This window comes from Kribbella sp. NPDC051936 (assembly GCF_040680955.1).
GTDB lineage: Bacteria > Actinomycetota > Actinomycetes > Propionibacteriales > Kribbellaceae > Kribbella.
The window spans coordinates 489,048-505,556 of the sequence record NZ_JBFAXS010000001.1 but is presented as its reverse complement, the minus strand read 5'-3'; the positions used below and the strand labels follow the sequence as shown (position 1 = coordinate 505,556).

Genomic DNA, 16,509 nt, shown 5'->3' with positions numbered 1-16,509 from the left:
CTCAGGTGGCCTTGATGGTCGGCCAGGCGTTCGGCAGGCAGCCGGCCAGGCCCTTGGTCTGCTGCATCATCACCGGCGCGGGGGTCTTCGGGGTGGTGCAGGTCGAGTGCCCGTGGCCGAGCGCGTGGCCGACCTCGTGGTTGACCAGGTAGCTGCGGTACATCTCGACGTTGCCGTTGTACGCCGGGATCGCGTAGATCCAGCGTTTCGCGTTGAGCACCACCCGGTCCTCGACGCGGCAGGACACCTCACCGCCGGTGTCGAGCGGCAGACAGAGCTTGTCGGTCAAGGTCGGTGTCGCGAGGATGATCCGGAGGTCGGCGTCGACGCGGTCCGTCCGCTCGAAACTCACCGGATGCAGCGCCTGCCAGCCGCGCGGATCCGTCAAAGTCTTGTGGATCGCCGCCGCCACCGCGGCGCCGTTCACCGACACCCCTTGCTCGATCTCGACCCGGTACGTCAGCTTGTCGCGCACCCCGGTCGCCTTGTCGGACCCCGGCACCACCGCGAGCTTCCCGGTCGAGACCAGCACGTTCGGCTTCGCGTTCTTCGGCTTGCGCGTCAGCGTCGGTGCCGGCCGCAACGGAGTCGTGAACTTCTGCGTCGGCGTAGCGACCGGCGTCGGCTTGGGCGTAGCAGCCACCGGCACCTCCTCGGCGACAGCGTCAACCCCCGCCACCGCCTCCGCCGCAAGACTGTTCCGATGCGCCACATCCGGATGCGCCACCACCACAGTCCCCAGCACCGCCAACGCCGTCACCACAAGCCACTGCCCCTTGTACGACTTCCGCCGACTGTGCCGCCCACCCCGACGCCTGGACACGTCGGCCCGCTGGCCGCTCCGCCGGGTGGTCATGACAAGTGACCCTACCGATACCTGCCAAAGCACGAAAGCCCGGTTGTGTTAAGTCGTCCGGGCACTGAGGAAATCCAGACTGTCGGACCTGCCCGGTACGACTGCAGGCGCGGGCCGGGAGCTGATGCACGGGCGTTAGCCCGGGGGTGGGTGGGAGCACGCGTGGGCCTGCCTCACCTTCACCACTCACACTTCCCCGCTCACCCTCCGCCAGTTGTCAGGCTGTGCGGGTGCGGAGGAACTTGCCGAAGTGGGGGACGGTGAAGGCTACGGTGCCGCGTTCGGCGGAGAAGACGAGGCCTTTTTTGATCAGGCCGTCGCGGGCGGGGGAGAGGGACTGGGGTTTGCGGTTGAGGGTGCTGGCGACCTCGGCGGTGGGGACGGAGCCGTCGTCGACGCCGATGCCCAGTTCGGCCATGGCGCGCATGTACTCGCGTTCCGCGGGTGTGGCGCGTTCGTAGCGTGAGCCGAAGAAGCCGACGGTCAGCTCGGCGGATGCTTCGGGGGCGGCGACGGCGACGTCCTTGATGGTGATGGGTGAGGTCGGCGCGTGGTCCCAGGTCGAGTGCGCGAACGCCTGCACGAAGTACGGGTAGCCGTCGGTCTGCGCGTACAGCTCGTCCAGGGCCTCCTCGTCGTACTGCACGCCTTCGCTCTCGGCCGGCACCATCAGCGCCCGGTCGCACGCTTCACGCGCCAGCCGGTCCACGCGGATGTAGCGGAACAGCCGCTCGGAGTACGACTTGCTGGCCGACAGTACGGCGGGCAGGTGCGGCAGCCCCGCGCCGACGACGACCAGCGGGGCGCTCTGCTGCGAGATCTCGTGACAGGCGGCGCACAGCGCGGACAGGTCGTCGGTGCTGATGTCCTGCATCTCGTCGATGAACAGCCCGACTCCGACGGTCAGGTCACCGGCCAGGTCCGCGGCGTCGGTGAACAGCTCGATCAGGTCCATCTCGAGGTCGCCGGAGTCGGCCCGGCCTTTTGCCGCGGCGACGTCGACCGGCGGATGCCAGCGGATGCCTTTCCGGTCGTTCACCGCGGTGCGCAGCGCGAACGCCTTCAGTACGGCGCTGAACTGGTCGACCTTCTCGTCGTCGCGGTGCCGGTGGCCCAGCTCCCGCATCGCGGTGTGCAGCGCCTGCGCGATCGGCAGCCGGATGCTCTGGTCCGGCCGGGCCTCGATCTTGCCGGTACCCCACGCTCGCTTGATGGCCTGTGAGCGCAGTGTGTTGAGCAGGACCGTCTTGCCTACGCCCCGGAGTCCGCTGAGCACCAGGCTCCGCTCCGGTCTGCCTGCCGCGACCCGTTCGAGCACTACCTCGAACTGCCGCACCTCGGTGTCGCGTCCGGCCAGCTCAGGCGGCCGCTGACCGGCGCCGGGCGCATAGGGATTCCGGATCGGATCCATGCTTTCACTGTATGAGCGCGTCTAGCGTTTTCCGTAGATTGACCGATCGACGGCCAGAGCGTGTCGCGAGTGGTCTCTACGGCTTTCTAGTGAAATGACTAGAAACCAATAGACACCGTGAGCGACCCGAAGACCACTATGGTTCCGCCATGGTGGAGTGGGCTCCGCAGGCAGGGGCGTTGTACGAGCGGGTGCACCAGCAGTACGTCGGCGGCGCACGCAAGCTCGAAGCGCTGATCAACGAGCTGATCGGCGAAGAGGAAGGCATCAACTACCTGAGCGCCACGGCGCGCGCGAAGGACCCGGAGTCGTTCCTCGCGAAGGCGTCCAAGCCGCACCCGGACGATCCCGCCAGGCCGAAGTACGACGACCCGCTGAATCAGATCACCGACCTGGTCGCGGCCCGGGTGATCACGTTCCTGGTCGAGGCGGTGGACCGGGTGTGCGAGGTGATCGAGGAAGAGTTCGAGATCGTCGAGCACACCGACATGGGCGCGCACACCCGGGCGCAGGGCGTCTTCGGGTACGCCAGCAAGCACTACCTGGTCCGGTTGAACGAGCACCGCCGCGAGCTGCCGGAGTACGCCGTACTGAAGAACCTCGTGATGGAGATCCAGGTCCGTACGGCGGTCCAGCACGCGTGGGCCGAGTTCGAGCACGACATCCGGTACAAGCTGGACATCCCGCCGGACCGCAAGCCCGAGTTCGACCGGCGGTTCCTGCTGGCGGCGGCCCTGATGGAGCTGGCTGACAACGAGTTCACCGAGATCGACCGCCTGTACCGCGAGCTGGCGGCGACCGCGGAGGACAAGGCGCCACTCGACCTCACCACGGCCACGCTGACGACGTACCTGACCCGTCGCTATCCCGACGCGCCGCACGCGAAGACCACGCACTACGCCTGGATCCTGGGCATCCTGCACCGCGTCGGTGTCACCACGGAGGAGCAGCTCACCGAACTGCTCACCGGGATCGACAGTGAAGCTGTGCAGGCCGCTATGACCCACCGAGCGCCGGCAGGCACGGTACGCCGCCTCGACGACGACCTGCTCGCCGCCAAAGGCCCTGCCTACTTGGACCTGTTCCCGGACGAGGAGCGCCGCCAGAAGATCCTCCGCGGCCGGCTCAAGGCACTGGTCCGGGCCGAGATCATCCAGCCCTGACGAGGTCCTCTGCCGTACGGCGGGCCCAGCGAGTCGTGGTGATCAGACCGAGCACCAGCACCAGCGCACCGCAGCCCGCGATGATGTACCAGCACAGCTTTGCCGCGTCGACGAACCCGGACTCGAAAGAGCCGACCAGACGCGCCGTGAGAACAGTCCCCGCGACAGCAACACCGAGCGAGGCACCCACCTGGCGACTGGTCGACGCGATCGCTGCAGCGACGCCGGCTTGGGAACGTGGCATCCCGGAGACCGCCGCATTGGTAATAGGTGCGTTCAGCATCCCGAAGCCGAGCCCGAAGACCAGATAGCTGACCAGCAACCATGCTGTGGAAGTAGTAGTGGTCAAGTGGGACAGCAGGAGACCCGCCACAGTCAGCATGGTGCCCGCGACGACCAGCGGTACCCGTGGGCCGCGGTGACCGACCAGCCACCCGGACACCGGCGCGAACACCACAGTCATCGCAGCCATCGGCAGGGTCAGCAGACCGGCATGCAGTGCACTGAACCCGCGCACAGACTGCAGATAGAGCGAGTTGAGGAACAGGAACCCAGACAGCGCCGAGAACCCGCACACCGCGATCAGCGTGGCCCCAGAGAACGGCGCGCTGCGGAAGAACCGCGGGTCCAGCAGCGGCTCCTCCCGGCGACGCTCGTAGTACACGAGCGACGCCAGCGAGACGACGCACACGACGAAGCACCCGACGATGAGCGGCGACCCCCACCCGGCCGACCGCCCTTCGATGATCCCGTACGTCAGGCTGCCCAGCAGCAGGACGACGAGCACCTGCCCGACCGGATCGATCCGCCGCGGTACGGCGGCCCGCGACTCCGGTACGAACAGCGCCGTCATGACGAAGGCGGCGACGGCGACCGGCACGTTGATCCAGAAGATGAACCGCCACCCGGCCGCATCCACGAGCGAACCGCCGACGACCGGGCCGACCGCCATGCTCAGCCCGACGACACCGCCCCAGACCCCGATCGCCTGGGCGCGCTCACGCGGGTTGGTGAACGTGTTGGTGATGATCGACATCGCCACCGGGTTCAGCATCGACCCGCCGACGGCCTGCAGCACCCGGAACGCGATCAGCAGGTCGATACTGGTCGCGACTCCGCACAGCAACGACCCGATCCCGAAGAGCACCAGTCCGGCCTGGAAGGTCCGCCGCCGCCCCACGCGGTCCGCCGTCGACCCGGAAACCATCAGCAGGCAGGCCAGCACCAGCGTGTAGGCGTCGATCGTCCACTGCAGCTTGGCGACCGAGGCGTCGAACTCGGACCGGATCGCCGGAAGCGCCAGGTTCACGATGGTCGAGTCCAGCCCGACGATGAACAGGCTCGAGCAACAGATCGCGAGCACCAGCAGCCGCCGACCGCGGGTCAGCTCCTCCACCCGGCTCCCTCCATCCGTTGAAGACTGTACTACCTGGCTTGGAAACGGTTCCCGACCATCCACGAAAACGGTTTGACGGACTGTCGGCGGGGCCGCCTACGCTTGTTCCATTCGCCTGGTCAGGTGCCTTCTTCCAACCCTTCTATGCCTCTTTGTGAGACGTCATGTCTTTGCGCCTCATTCCGTTCGCCGATCCGGGTGTGCCGGACACCCGTTCCGGCCTCCGACTCATCATCTGGCTGGAGCACCAGCAACTGCGGGGGCAAGTCCTCGCGGTGTTCTGGGGACTGGTCTATTTCGGCGGTATCGCCGCCGCTCCGGTCGCCGTCGGTCTCGCCGTGCAGGCGGCGATCGACCTGTCCTGGCCCAAGCTGATCCTGGCCGGCGCGCTGCTGCTGGCCTTCGGCGCGGCCAAGGCCGGCGCCGACTCGTTCTTCCACAAGGCCGTGGTGACGAACTGGATCAGCACCGCGTCGCGCCTGCAGCAGCTGCTGTTCCGCAAGGCCGCGGAGCTGGGCTCGCTGCTGACCCGCCGGATCGCGGCCGGCGAGGTGGTCGCCGTGAGCAGCGGCGACGTCGAGAAGATCGGCTGGTTCGTCGAGGTCCTGGGCCGCTTCGTGGCCGCGCTGCTGACCTGCTTCGCGGTCGTCATCGGCCTGCTGCTGTACGAACCGCAGCTCGGCCTCGTCGTCGCGATCGCCGTACCGGTGCTCGCGTTCTCGATCGTGCCCCTGATGGGTCCCGCGGAGCGCCGCGCGGACGAGCAGCGGGCCAAGGGCGGCCGGGCCACCGAGCTCGCCGCCGACACCGTCGCCGGTCTGCGCGTGCTGCGCGGCATCGGTGGTGAGCAGCTGTTCCTGCAGCGCTACCGCGAGGCCTCGCAGCAGTACCGGAGCAGCGCGGTGCGCAGTGCCCGGATGTGGTCGCTGATCGCGGCCCTGCAGGTGCTGCTGTTCGGTCTGTTCCTGGTGCTCGTCGTCTGGATGGGCGTCCGGCTGGTGACCCAGGGCCGGATCTCGGTCGGCGAGCTGGTCACGACGTACGGGTTCATCACGTTCATGCTGGTTCCGCTGCACACGTTCGAGGAGACGGCGAGCGCGTTCATCTTCTCGAAGGTGTCGGCGCGCCGGGCCGCGCGCGTGCTGTCGCTGCAGCGGACCGACGAGACCAAGGGGACTTCCGCGGCTCAGCTGCCGGAGGGCGACCTGCTCGACCCGGTCACCGGGCTGAACGTCCCGGCCGGGAGCTTCACCGCGGTCGTCTGCGGCAACCCGGACGCCGGTGGTCTGCTGGCCGACCGGCTGGGTGGCCACAGCCCGTCCGCCACCGACGAGCCCTCCGTCCTGCTCGACGGTGTCGCACTGGACGACATCCCGCTCGAGTCCGCGCGCACCGTCGTCCTGGTGCAGGACAAGGACCCGGTGCTGTTGTCGGGGACGGTGCGCGAGCTGTTCGACGTGCCGGCGAGTGGTGCGGTCTCACCCGAGACCGCCCTGGACGCAGCGCAGTGCGAGGACATCCTCGACGTGCTGCGCCAGACGCTGCCTGCTGGTGAGTCCGACGCCATGAAGGCCGTGCTGACCGAGCGCGGCAGGTCCCTGTCCGGCGGTCAGCGGCAGCGGGTGGCGCTGGCGCGTTCGCTGTACGTCGACCCGCAGGTGCTGGTGCTCGACGAGCCGACCAGTGCGGTCGACGCACACACCGAGGCGCGGATCGCGGACGGTCTGCAGTTGCTGCGTGCCGGCCGGACCACGGTGGTGTTCACGTCCAGTCCTTTGATGCTGGATCGGGCGGAGCGGGTCGTGTTCGTGCCGGAAGGCCGCGTCGACGCGGTCGGCACGCACCACGAGCTGCTGCACACCAACGCGCGGTACAGGGCCGTCGTGACCCGTGAAGAAGAGCCAACGTTCGAGGAGTCAGCGTGAAGCGCCCGGAGTACGACCCCGCAGCCCCACAGGAGGTAGTGCGCCTCCCAGTGGCCAGCGGCGCGACGGTGCGTGCCTACATCAAGACACTGTTCCGTCGGCACCGGCGTCAGTTCCTGTGGCTGACGCTGGTCAACGCGGTGGCAGCGCTGAGCGGCATGGTCGGGCCGTGGCTGCTCGGCCGCGTCGTGCAGAAGCTGTCCGAGGGCCACACCGACGTCAACCTGCCGTATGTCGTGATCGGCTTCGTCCTCGCGCTCGCGGTGCAGACGGTGTTCGTGCGGCTGACCCGGCTGCGCGGTGCCGTGCTCGGCGAGGAGATGCTCGCGGACCTGCGCGAGGACTTCCTGATCCGTGCGGTCGGGCTGCCGCCGGGCGTGCTCGAGCGCGCCGGCACCGGTGACCTGCTGTCCCGGATCACCACGGACATCGACCGGCTGTCGCACGCGATGCGCGACGCCGTACCGCAGCTGACGATCGCGATCATCTGGGCGTCGCTGCTGATCGGCGCGCTGATCGTGACGGCGCCCGCGCTGGCCGTGGCGGTGGTGATCGCGGCGCCAATCCTGATCATCGGCGGCCGTTGGTACTTCAAGCGTGCCCCGAAGGCGTACCGGTCGGAGGCGGCCGGGTACGCCGCGGTCGCCTCGGCGCTGGCCGAGACGGTCGACGCCGGCCGCACCGTCGAGTCGCACCGGCTCGGTGGCCGCCGGATCGAGCTGGGTGACACCCGGATCGGTCAGTGGGTCGCCTGGGAGCGGTACACGCTGTACCTGCGGATGATCCTGTTCCCGGTGATCAACATGACCCACACGGTCGCGCTGGCGGCCGTGCTGGTCATCGGCGGCGGTTTCGCGATCCAGGGCTGGTTGACCGTCGGTGCACTGACCACAGGTGCGCTGTACATCCAGATGCTCGTCGAGCCGGTCAATATGATGATCCGCTGGTACGACGAGCTCCAGGTCGCGCAGGTGTCCCTGGCGCGGCTGGTCGGCGTCCGTGAGGTCGAGACCGCCGCGGCGGCGAGCGAGGCCGAGCCGGAGGGGCGGACCGTGCTGGCCGACGACGTCCGCTTCGGGTACCTGGAGGGCCGCGACGTCCTGCACGGTGTCACGTTGACGGTCGAGCCGGGCGCCCGAGTCGCGCTCGTCGGGCCGTCCGGTGCGGGCAAGTCGACGCTGGGCCGGTTGCTGGCCGGCATCTACTCGCCGCGCGTCGGTGACATCACCTTGGGTGGTGCGGCGCTCGGCCGGATGTCTGCCGAGCAGGTCCGTAGTCATGTTGCCCTGGTCAACCAGGAGCACCACGTGTTCGTGGGCAGCGTGCGCGACAACCTGCGACTCGCCCGGCAGGACGCGTCCGACGCGGACCTGTGGGCGGCGCTGCGGTCGGTGGACGCCGACGGCTGGGTCGCCGGGTTCGACGACGGGCTGGACACCGAAGTGGGCTCCGGTGGGGTCTCGCTGACGCCGGCCCAGGCGCAGCAGGTCGCACTGGCCCGGCTGGTCCTCGCCGACCCGCACACCCTGGTCCTCGACGAGGCGACCTCGCTGATGGACCCGCGGGCGGCCCGGCACCTGGAGAGGTCGCTGGCAACAGTGCTGGAGGGCCGGACCGTGGTGGCGATCGCACACCGGTTGCACACCGCGCACGATGCCGACGTGATCGCCGTCGTCGAGGACGGCAAGATCGTCGAGCTCGGCGGCCACGACGAACTGGTCGACGCCCAGGGGGCGTACGCAGCACTCTGGCACTCCTGGCACGGCGACCGATGACCAGCGGGGTGTCCGGCAGTGGACCTGTCGGACACCCCTTGCCGTGTGAGGATGAAGGCGTGTTGCTGACGACGCTCTTCTCGCTGCCCACGTCCATGGCTCTCGACATCGACGACGAGGGCCGGATGCTGGTGCTGTACGACGGCACCGGCACCCGCCAGGTCAACGAGGTCGCTCCCGACGGCACCTGGCGTGCGCTGACCGATCTTGACGACACGTGCCGCGGCGCCCGGTTCGTGCCCGGCAGCAGCCGCGTCGTCGTCGAACACGACACGGGCGGCGACGAGCGCGGTCAGCTGTCCCTGCTCGACCTCGACGAACCCGGTCTGCCCGCACTGACCCCGCTGGTGCACGACAGCGAGTACATCCACCACCTGGTCGCGGCCCGGCCCGACCGCGTGCTCTACACCACGAACCGTCGCAACGGCGTGGACTTCGACCTGGTCGCGCGCGACCTCACCAGCGGCCGCGAGACCGTCCTGTACGACGGCGGCGGCTGGGTGATGGGCGTCGACCCGTCACCGGACGACAAGTGGGTCGTGCTGTCGAAGGCGAGCAGCCCGGCGAACTCGATGCAACTGCTCCTGGTCGACACCTCGAGCCGATCAGTCGTCGAGCTCACCGCGGAGGACGCGCACAACGACCAGGGCCCGGTCGCATGGCTGCCGGACTCCTCGGCGTTCCTGGTGTCGAGCAACGCCGACCGCGACCGGATGGCGATCCGCCGGTACGACGTGAGCGACGCGGCATGGAGCGATCTGCTGGTGGACGACACCCGTGACCTCGCCGGCTGGCCCTCACCGAACGGTGAGCACCTGCTGGTCGGCGTACTGGAGGATGGCGAGGTCGGGCTCAAGCTGCACCGGCTGGACGACGGCGCGGCGCTCGCGGCGCTCGACCTGCCGGCGGGCGGCTGCGCGGCCCTGACGATGGCCACGCCGGACCCGATCTGGTCGCCGGACGGCTCGTTCGCGGCGATCACCTACAACTCCCCGGTGACTCCGCCGACCGTGTACCGGTTCGTCCCGGGCGGTGAGCTGACCCCGCTCCGTCCGGTGGAGGTCCCGGTCGAGCTGCCGCATCCGGAGAGCCTGCGGGTGCCGTCCTTCGACGGCGAGCAGGTGCCGGTGTTCGTGTTCCGGCCGACCGGCGAGAACCTCGGGTCCACGGTGGTCCACGTGCACGGCGGCCCGGAAGGTGCCGCGATGCGGATCTGGAGCCCGATCATCTCGGCGCTGGCCGGTGAAGGACACACCGTCGTCGTACCGAACGTGCGCGGCTCGGCGGGTTACGGCAAGCGCTGGTACTCGCTGGACGACCGTCAGTTGCGGCTGGACTCGGTGAAGGACCTGGCCGCGATCAATGCCTGGCTGCCGACGATCGACGCCGACCCGAAGCGTGCGGCGCTCTGGGGCGGTTCGTACGGCGGCTACATGGTGCTGGCCGGTGTCGCGTTCCAGCCGGACCTGTGGGCGGCCGGCGTGGACATCGTCGGGATCGCTTCGCTGGTGACGTTCCTGGAGAACACGTCGGACTACCGGCGGTCGATGCGGGAGCGCGAGTACGGCTACTTGGCGACGGACCGCGAGTTCCTGCAGGAGGCGAGTCCGCTCAGCCGCGTCGACGACATCCGGGCGCCGCTGTTCGTGATCCACGGCGCCAACGACCCCCGCGTCCCGTTGTCGGAGGCAGAGCAGATCACCGACGCTCTGACGAAGCGCGGCGTCCCGTGCCAGCTGCTGGTCTACCCGGACGAGGGACACGGCCTGGCCAAGCTCATGAACCGCCTGGACGCGTACCCGCAGGCCTTCAGCTTCCTGCGGGACCACCTGGGGTGAGAACACCGGCGGTCGCGTCCAGCCGCACCGGAAGACCCAGCGGTACGGCGAGATTCAGCGCCTCGTGCCCGATCGCCGCGCCCGCCACCATCGGTACGCCGAGCGGTTCGAGCCGCTCGGCAATGACCTCGACGCGATCCTGCGTGCCGGTGAAGTCGCCGACGACCACACCGGTCACCTCGTCGAACCACCCGGCGCGCAGCAGTTGCGTGAGCAGCCGGTCGACCCGGTAGCCGGCTTCGTCGACATCCTCCAGTACTACGACACCAGCCGGTGGCGCGTACGTCGGCGTACCGACACTGGACGCCAGCATCGCCAAGTTGCCGCCGCGCAGCGGTCCCTCGGCAACACCCGCGACCACGGTGCGCGCTCCGACCGGGGCGAGCAGGTCGGTGACGGTCTCCGGCTCGAACAGCAACGCCCGCAGCCGCTCGAGTCCCACAGCCGTGTCCAGTTGCTCGACAGCAGCAGCCATCGGACCGTGGAGAGTCACGAGACCGCGTGCGTTCAGCGGCTCGTGCAGCGCGGTGATGTCGCTGAACCCGACGAACCACTTCGGTACGGCGGCCAGCTCGTCGAGGTCGACGTACTCGATCATCCGCTGCACGCCGTACCCACCACGCGCACAGAACACCGCGGCGTACCGCGGGTCCAGCCAGGCGTTGCGCAGGTCGAGCGCCCGGGCCTTGTCGTCGGCTGCCAGGTACGCAAACCGCTCGTGCCCGGCCAGTACCGACGGCATCACGTCCACCTCGAGCCCCCAGGACCTGAGGTGGACCAAGCCGGCATCGAGCCGGGCCGCGTCCACTCGGCCCGACGGAGCCACCACAGCAACCCGGTCCCCGCTCCGCAGTCGCTGCGGCACCACCACGTCAGTCACGCCGCGACGCTACCAACCGACCTGCAGGGTCGCGCTCTTGGAGACCCCGTTGACCGTGACACCCAGCTGGGCCGTGCCGGGGCGCAGCGCAGTGAGTTGGCCGGTCGACGGGTCGTACGAAGCGACTGCCCAGAACGGAGCGGTCTTGGCAGGACCGACGTGCAGTGTCGACGAGCCCCACCAGTCTGCCGACACAGGGAAGGACACCGGCACTCGACGACCTTCCTGAACGACCGTGGCGGAAGCCGGCGCCGACTGACCGCGCTTGAGGCTCTCAGGAGCAGTCAGCTCGAGCGAGTCGACATGGGCTCGCAGCTCGACCTGGAACCACGGCTGGGCCGACGGGTTGGCTGCGATGCCGACCAGCGCCCAGCCGGTGAAGCCACCCGCGTCCGGTGCCGCGGCCGGGCTCTTGCCGGAGTTGCCGGTCAGCGGGAGCAGGACGCCGTCCGTCCGGGTCGCGGCGAACGTGCCCGCGTGCGCCGCCATGTACGCCGCACCCTTGCCGGTCGAGGCCCGGAAGTCGGCCAGCCACTTCACGATCATTGCCGCTTCCTTGCGGTCACCGAGCTGCGAGTTCTGCGTCGGCGACGGGTCGTCGATCGGGTGGTGCGCCATCACCACCACGTTCTTGATCGACCGGTCGGAAGCGGCGGAGTCGAGCTGCTTGCGCAGGTCGAGGATCTGGTCGAACCCGCCGGCCCGCAGCGATCCGAGCGACGAGTCCCGCAGCACGAACCGGGTGCCCTTGTGGTCGAACGTGCTGCTCGCGTTGCCGAAGACCTTCTTCCACTCGGACAGGTCGCCCGGGCCGTAGGTCTCGTGGTTGCCGGGCACGTAGTGCAGCGGCACCTTGCCGGCCACTTCCTCGTCGATGATCTGCTTGGCCAGCGCGATGTCCGGACCGAACGCACGGTCGACGAAGTCGCCGTTGATCACCAGGAAGTCGGGCTGCTGCGCGAGTGCCTCGCGGATCGTCCGGCGGGCCTGCTTCACGTAGTCCGAGTTCGGGTCGTCGGAGGTGAACTGCGCGTCCGACATCACCGCGAACCGCCAGCGGCCGGCCGTCGTCACGGTCCCGTCGGTGACGACCATCGGGTCGATCACCTTCGCGGGCGGGTCCATCGTGACCGGCGGCGCGCTGCGGAGGGTCAGGTCGTCGACGACGATCCGGCCCGAGTACTGCCGCGTCGGCGACGTCTCGACGACGTAGATCCGCCAGAACCGCAGCGGCATCGTCAGCCCGGGCGGGATGTCGGCCTCGACGTACCTCCAGCCGGTCCAGTCGACCGTGGCGGCCAGGTTGAGCGTCTGCGCCGTACCGCCGGCCGCGTCGTAGGCGTTGGCCCGCAACCACGCGCCCTTGCCGTCGCCGTACACCCAGGCGCCGAGCTTCTGCGGCTGGCCCGGCAACGTCTGCTGCGGGTTCTGCGAAAGGTACGCCGCGCGGGTGGCGGTGCTGCCCGTCAGCGAGTAGTCGAGCGCGACCGCCTGCCCGCCGTCGTGTCCTTCCGCCGCCGACAGCGATGCGGTCGCCTTGCCGGCCGGTACGGCGTTGGCCGCCCACTTGGTGACGTCGTCGAGTTCGTCGACAACTGTGGCGGTCAGACCGGCCGTGATGCTGAGCTGAGTGCTGAGCGAGCCGACGGTCGCGGTCACCACGGCCGAGACGGCCTCGTCGCCGAGCGCGTTGACCTCGAAGCCATTGCCCTTCGCAACAATCTTCACGAGCGCCGGGTCGTAGCTGAGCTTGACGTCGCGCGGCTCGACCCACGTGGAGAACCCGTCGGCGTCGTACCCGTCGACCTCGAAGAAGCCCTTGGCGGCGGAGTCGGCGAGCGAGACCTGCCGGGTCGAGGGCGCCAGGCGGGTCGGCGTACCGAGCACTGTCATCGGGAACCTTCCGTTGGCCGCGCCGCGGGCGGCGGTGACGATCACGTCACCGGCGCGGCGGCCGGTGACCACGCCGTGCTGGTCCACGCGGACATTGCTCCCGGCGTACCAGAACGGCGTACCGGTCGCGGGCGCGTAGGTCTCGTCGTGGCCGGTGGCGCTCAGGACACGGCTCAGCCCGGTGAGCACGCGGGAGCTGCGGGAGATGTCGGTGTCGGGGCCTGCCGCCGCCGTACCGACGGCCTCGACGCGAAAGCCCTTGAGGCGGCCGGAGCCCTTGACCGGAACCAGGCCGAGCCCGTTCGGGACGAGCCGCTCGCCGCCGTCGGACGGGTCGTTGACGACCTCCGGCGCGGCGGCACCCGGCGTCCGGGCCAGCATCGTCGAGGAGCCGCCGCCGTCCAGGTTGAGCGCGTCGTCGGCGCCGAGGCTGATCATCAGCTGACCCATCTCCTTCAGCGACAGGCCTCGCGAACCGGTGGCCCGGCCGTCGACAGTGAGCAGGATCATCCGGCTGCCGTCGGCGTCGAACCCGATCGCGGTCCGCGGTGCGAGGTCGGCGTCCGGCACGGTGTCCGGGACCTGGCCGTCCTTCGCGAGCTGGTAGTTGCCGCTGACAGCGGCCGCGACCTCACCGGCCTCCGGGCGCAGGCCGTACGCGACGGTGACCTTGTCTCCGACCGCGAAGGAGGTGAGTGCGTCGGCGCCGGCCTCGCGACCGATCAGCGCCTGCTCGCCGGCTGCCAACCCAGTGGTGGCCGGAGTGGTGGCGGTGGAGACGACCACACCGTCGCGAAGGATCACCTCGCGGACGGTGGACAGGCCGTCCACGGTCCTGGTCCGGGCCGCGTCGCCCCACTCCGGGGTGTAGAGGCCGATACCGCCGGTGGTGACGGTCGGCGAATTGAGGTTGGTCAGCTCGAGCGTGGTGGCGCCGTCGGTCGCTGTGCCCTGCAGGAACAGCTGGGCGATCTTGCCGAGGCCGTCCTTGCCGATCACCGCGGTGTCGTTGTGGCCGGCGGCGGGAGCGTTCAGCAGCTTGCCGGACTCGACGCCGACGCCCAGCGGCGCTGTCGTGTCGTTGATGTCGAAGAAGTCGCCGTTGACACCCGCGATCGCGCCTTTGCTCGCCAGCTGCTGACTGAGCGGCTGCCCGCCCGACACCTTGCCGGTGTTGACCAGGTCGACGGTCACGCCGTGCCGGTCCAGGTCGGTGTCGAGGATGTCGCCGCGCTGCCAGCCCTTCGGGTCGAGCCGTTCGAACGACGTGTAGTTCACGCCGGGCGCGACCGGGCTGTCGACACGTGACGTCAGGACGCCGTTCTCGGCGATCGCGGCGTCCGGGATGCCCGCGGCGGCGGTCTTGCCGAGCGCCGGGCTGACGAGCACCCCGGCGAGCAGGCCACCCACGCCGATCGCTGTGGTCAAGGGACGGATGAGCGACACAGGAGCCTCCCCACGGTGGACGGACGCGGTCATCCGACGCCGCGCACCCGACCGCCTCGTGAGCCGCAGGTGTACGCCGGTCAACCGACCGGTGACAAAGTAACGCCTGCAGTCACCGTGTGGAAGGTTTTCTTCTCAATGTGTCAACTGGTGGCCACCGGGCGACCGGAGACCTGCCAGGCGTGCATACCGCCGTCGAGGTTGATCGCCTCGCGGCCGAGCTGGTTCAGGAACTGGGTGGCCATGCCGGACCGGCCGCCGACCGCGCACACGCAGAGCACCTTCTGGTCCAGCGGCACCTCGCCGACGCGCTGCTGCAGCTCGCCGAGCGGGATGTGCGTGGCGCCCTCGATGTGGCCGCGGTCCCACTCGTCCGGCTCCCGTACGTCGAGTACGAACGCCTCCGCGAGCAGGTCGTCGTCGAGCTCAGCCACTACGACCGAAGGAATCTCCTGGTTCCGGAACATGCGCCCCAGCATGTCAGACCGGCGGTGCCCGGCCGGTGGCCGGATCCGGAAGGCGGTTGCCCGCAGTCCGGATAAAACGTTGACACCGGGCAGCGGATTTCGGACCGTGGCTCGAAGGGAGGCTGCGGTGGCACTGATTCAGGGCATCCCGGGGGAGTTCGAGCCGCAACCCTGGGGAGAGGCGATCCTGCGGAGTCGTGAGCTTCTGCTGCTCCGGATCGCCTGCCGCCCGCCCGACCACGAGGTGCGCCTCCCGGGCCTGGCCACCACCCCGCGGCACGTCGTCGAGGACCACAGCGGCAAGGCGCTGACCTGGCGGCGCGACGGCGACGACCTGGTCGTCCGCCTGCCGGAGGCCGGTGAGCCGCCGGTCGTCCGCGTCGCGTTGCAGGGCAAGCTGCGGATCGTCCCGCCGGACACCGTCACCGCGAACGCGGACGGCGTCTGGGACCTGACCCCGACCGGTTCGCCGGCCCATCTCGTCGCCCGCCGCGCCACCGATGTCGCCGTCCGGTTCATCGGCCTGGCCGAACCGGACAGTCGGCATCAGATCCGGCTCGCCGGCCGACGGTACGGCGTGACCGGTCACCAGCTGACCAGGACCACGATCGGCCCGTTCCCGATGCCGGAGCGCCGCGTCGTCGCGCTGCCGGTGCCGGCCGGCGTACGGCGGGTGCTCGTGGCGCCGGTCGGCACGGTGCTGGCCTCGATCCACCCGGGCCGTGACGAGCTCACCGTCGTGGTGACGAACTTCGGCCGGACGCCGGCGTGCGGTGAGGTCGAGCTGCCACTGCCGGCGGGCTGGTCGGCGACCGAGCAGGCGTGGACGTTCGACGGGCTCGATCCGGGACGGTCGGTCGGCTGGGTGACGCGGGTCGCGGGGCCCGCGGGTGCACACGAACTCCTGGTTCGCCTGGACGCGGGCCGCCGCTCGGCGTCGTCGCCGTACCTCGTCGCCCTAGGTTGACCCGCGCCGCGCCCGATCCTCGGATGCTGGACCTGAGTACGCCGGGCGGGCGGTGCTAGCTGACCTCGACCTCGTCCGCCTGCTGCTTGGCGGGCAGGCACTTGCCGAGGTTCACGAAGAAGAAGATCAGGCCGAGGGTGATGGTGATGTGGCCCAGTCCGGAGATGCCGTCGAGGGCGGCGCCGGCCTGGTGGCCGAGCACAGTCATCGTGCCGCGGACGATCATCAGCCCGACGGTGAGCGCGAGGCCGGCGTTGTAGACCCAGAAGAACGCGGCGAACAGCTTGCCCGCGGTCAGGGTGAACAGCTTCTCCAGTGCGAGCACGACCAGGAAGAACAGCATCCCCAACGCCAGGATGTGCGTGTGGACGACGCTGAGCTGGGTGTCGCCGGTGAAGTCGTTCAGCTTGGTGAGCTCGCGGTAGTACAGCCCGCTGATCAGCCCCAGAATCATGTAGACGTGCGCTGCCACGTAGATCTTCCGCATGGCCG

General features: G+C 69.6%; 12 protein-coding genes. 5 read left to right on the top strand and 7 right to left on the bottom strand.

Translation table 11 applies throughout. The features are described from left to right. Window position 1: 1 nt before the first annotated feature. Together AB0L64_RS02565 and AB0L64_RS02560 are read right to left on the bottom strand one after the other, a co-directional pair. Window positions 2-856, bottom strand: coding sequence for a DUF3152 domain-containing protein (locus AB0L64_RS02565; RefSeq protein ID WP_363706950.1), 855 nt, complete (start codon window positions 854-856; stop codon window positions 2-4). A 217-nt stretch (window positions 857-1,073) separates the two neighbouring features. Next, window positions 1,074-2,267, bottom strand: a complete 1,194-nt coding sequence (locus AB0L64_RS02560; RefSeq protein WP_363706948.1) for an ATP-binding protein — start codon at window positions 2,265-2,267, stop codon at window positions 1,074-1,076. 149 nt (window positions 2,268-2,416) lie between these two features. Between AB0L64_RS02560 and AB0L64_RS02555 the strand changes: the two genes are divergently transcribed. Further along, entirely contained in the window at window positions 2,417-3,430 is a 1,014-nt protein-coding gene (locus AB0L64_RS02555; RefSeq protein ID WP_363706946.1) for a (p)ppGpp synthetase, read from the top strand. Here the strand turns inward: AB0L64_RS02555 and AB0L64_RS02550 are convergent. Beyond that, the gene (locus tag AB0L64_RS02550) at window positions 3,417-4,826 is read right to left on the bottom strand and encodes an MFS transporter (protein ID WP_363706944.1); all 1,410 of its coding nucleotides are present in this window, start codon (window positions 4,824-4,826) and stop codon (window positions 3,417-3,419) included. The genes AB0L64_RS02555 and AB0L64_RS02550 overlap by 14 nt on opposite strands. 164 nt (window positions 4,827-4,990) lie before the next feature. Between AB0L64_RS02550 and AB0L64_RS02545 the strand changes: the two genes are divergently transcribed. From AB0L64_RS02545 to AB0L64_RS02535, 3 genes are read left to right on the top strand one after another with little or no spacing between them, the layout of a single operon-like run. Continuing rightward, window positions 4,991-6,751, top strand: a complete 1,761-nt coding sequence (locus tag AB0L64_RS02545) for an ABC transporter ATP-binding protein (protein WP_363706942.1) — start codon at window positions 4,991-4,993, stop codon at window positions 6,749-6,751. Continuing rightward, window positions 6,748-8,526: an ABC transporter ATP-binding protein gene (locus AB0L64_RS02540; protein WP_363706940.1), complete on the top strand. Its 1,779-nt coding sequence runs from the start codon at window positions 6,748-6,750 to the stop codon at window positions 8,524-8,526. The genes AB0L64_RS02545 and AB0L64_RS02540 overlap by 4 nt, the downstream gene beginning before the upstream one ends. 59 nt (window positions 8,527-8,585) lie before the next feature. Then, window positions 8,586-10,364: a S9 family peptidase gene (locus AB0L64_RS02535; protein ID WP_363706938.1), complete on the top strand. Its 1,779-nt coding sequence runs from the start codon at window positions 8,586-8,588 to the stop codon at window positions 10,362-10,364. Here AB0L64_RS02535 and AB0L64_RS02530 read toward each other — a convergent pair. From AB0L64_RS02530 to AB0L64_RS02520, 3 genes are all read right to left on the bottom strand, one after another. Further along, a complete protein-coding gene (locus AB0L64_RS02530; RefSeq protein WP_363706936.1) occupies window positions 10,336-11,244 on the bottom strand; it encodes an LD-carboxypeptidase in 909 nt (302 codons plus the stop codon). The two genes, AB0L64_RS02535 and AB0L64_RS02530, sit on opposite strands and share 29 nt — an antisense overlap. A gap of 9 nt (window positions 11,245-11,253) precedes the next feature. Next, on the bottom strand, window positions 11,254-14,583 hold the full coding sequence (locus AB0L64_RS02525; RefSeq protein ID WP_363706934.1) for a phosphodiester glycosidase family protein: 3,330 nt from the start codon (window positions 14,581-14,583) through the stop codon (window positions 11,254-11,256). A gap of 143 nt (window positions 14,584-14,726) precedes the next feature. Beyond that, window positions 14,727-15,050, bottom strand: coding sequence for a rhodanese-like domain-containing protein (locus AB0L64_RS02520; protein WP_355693428.1), 324 nt, complete (start codon window positions 15,048-15,050; stop codon window positions 14,727-14,729). 127 nt (window positions 15,051-15,177) lie between these two features. Here AB0L64_RS02520 and AB0L64_RS02515 point away from each other — a divergent pair, with 127 nt between their 5' ends. Continuing rightward, on the top strand, window positions 15,178-16,017 hold the full coding sequence (locus AB0L64_RS02515; RefSeq protein ID WP_363706932.1) for a hypothetical protein: 840 nt from the start codon (window positions 15,178-15,180) through the stop codon (window positions 16,015-16,017). Window positions 16,018-16,072: 55 nt separating this feature from the next. On the opposite strand, the gene AB0L64_RS02510 is transcribed toward AB0L64_RS02515, so the two are convergent. Continuing rightward, on the bottom strand, window positions 16,073-16,504 hold the full coding sequence (locus AB0L64_RS02510; protein WP_363706930.1) for a DUF2871 domain-containing protein: 432 nt from the start codon (window positions 16,502-16,504) through the stop codon (window positions 16,073-16,075). Window positions 16,505-16,509: the final 5 nt, after the last annotated feature.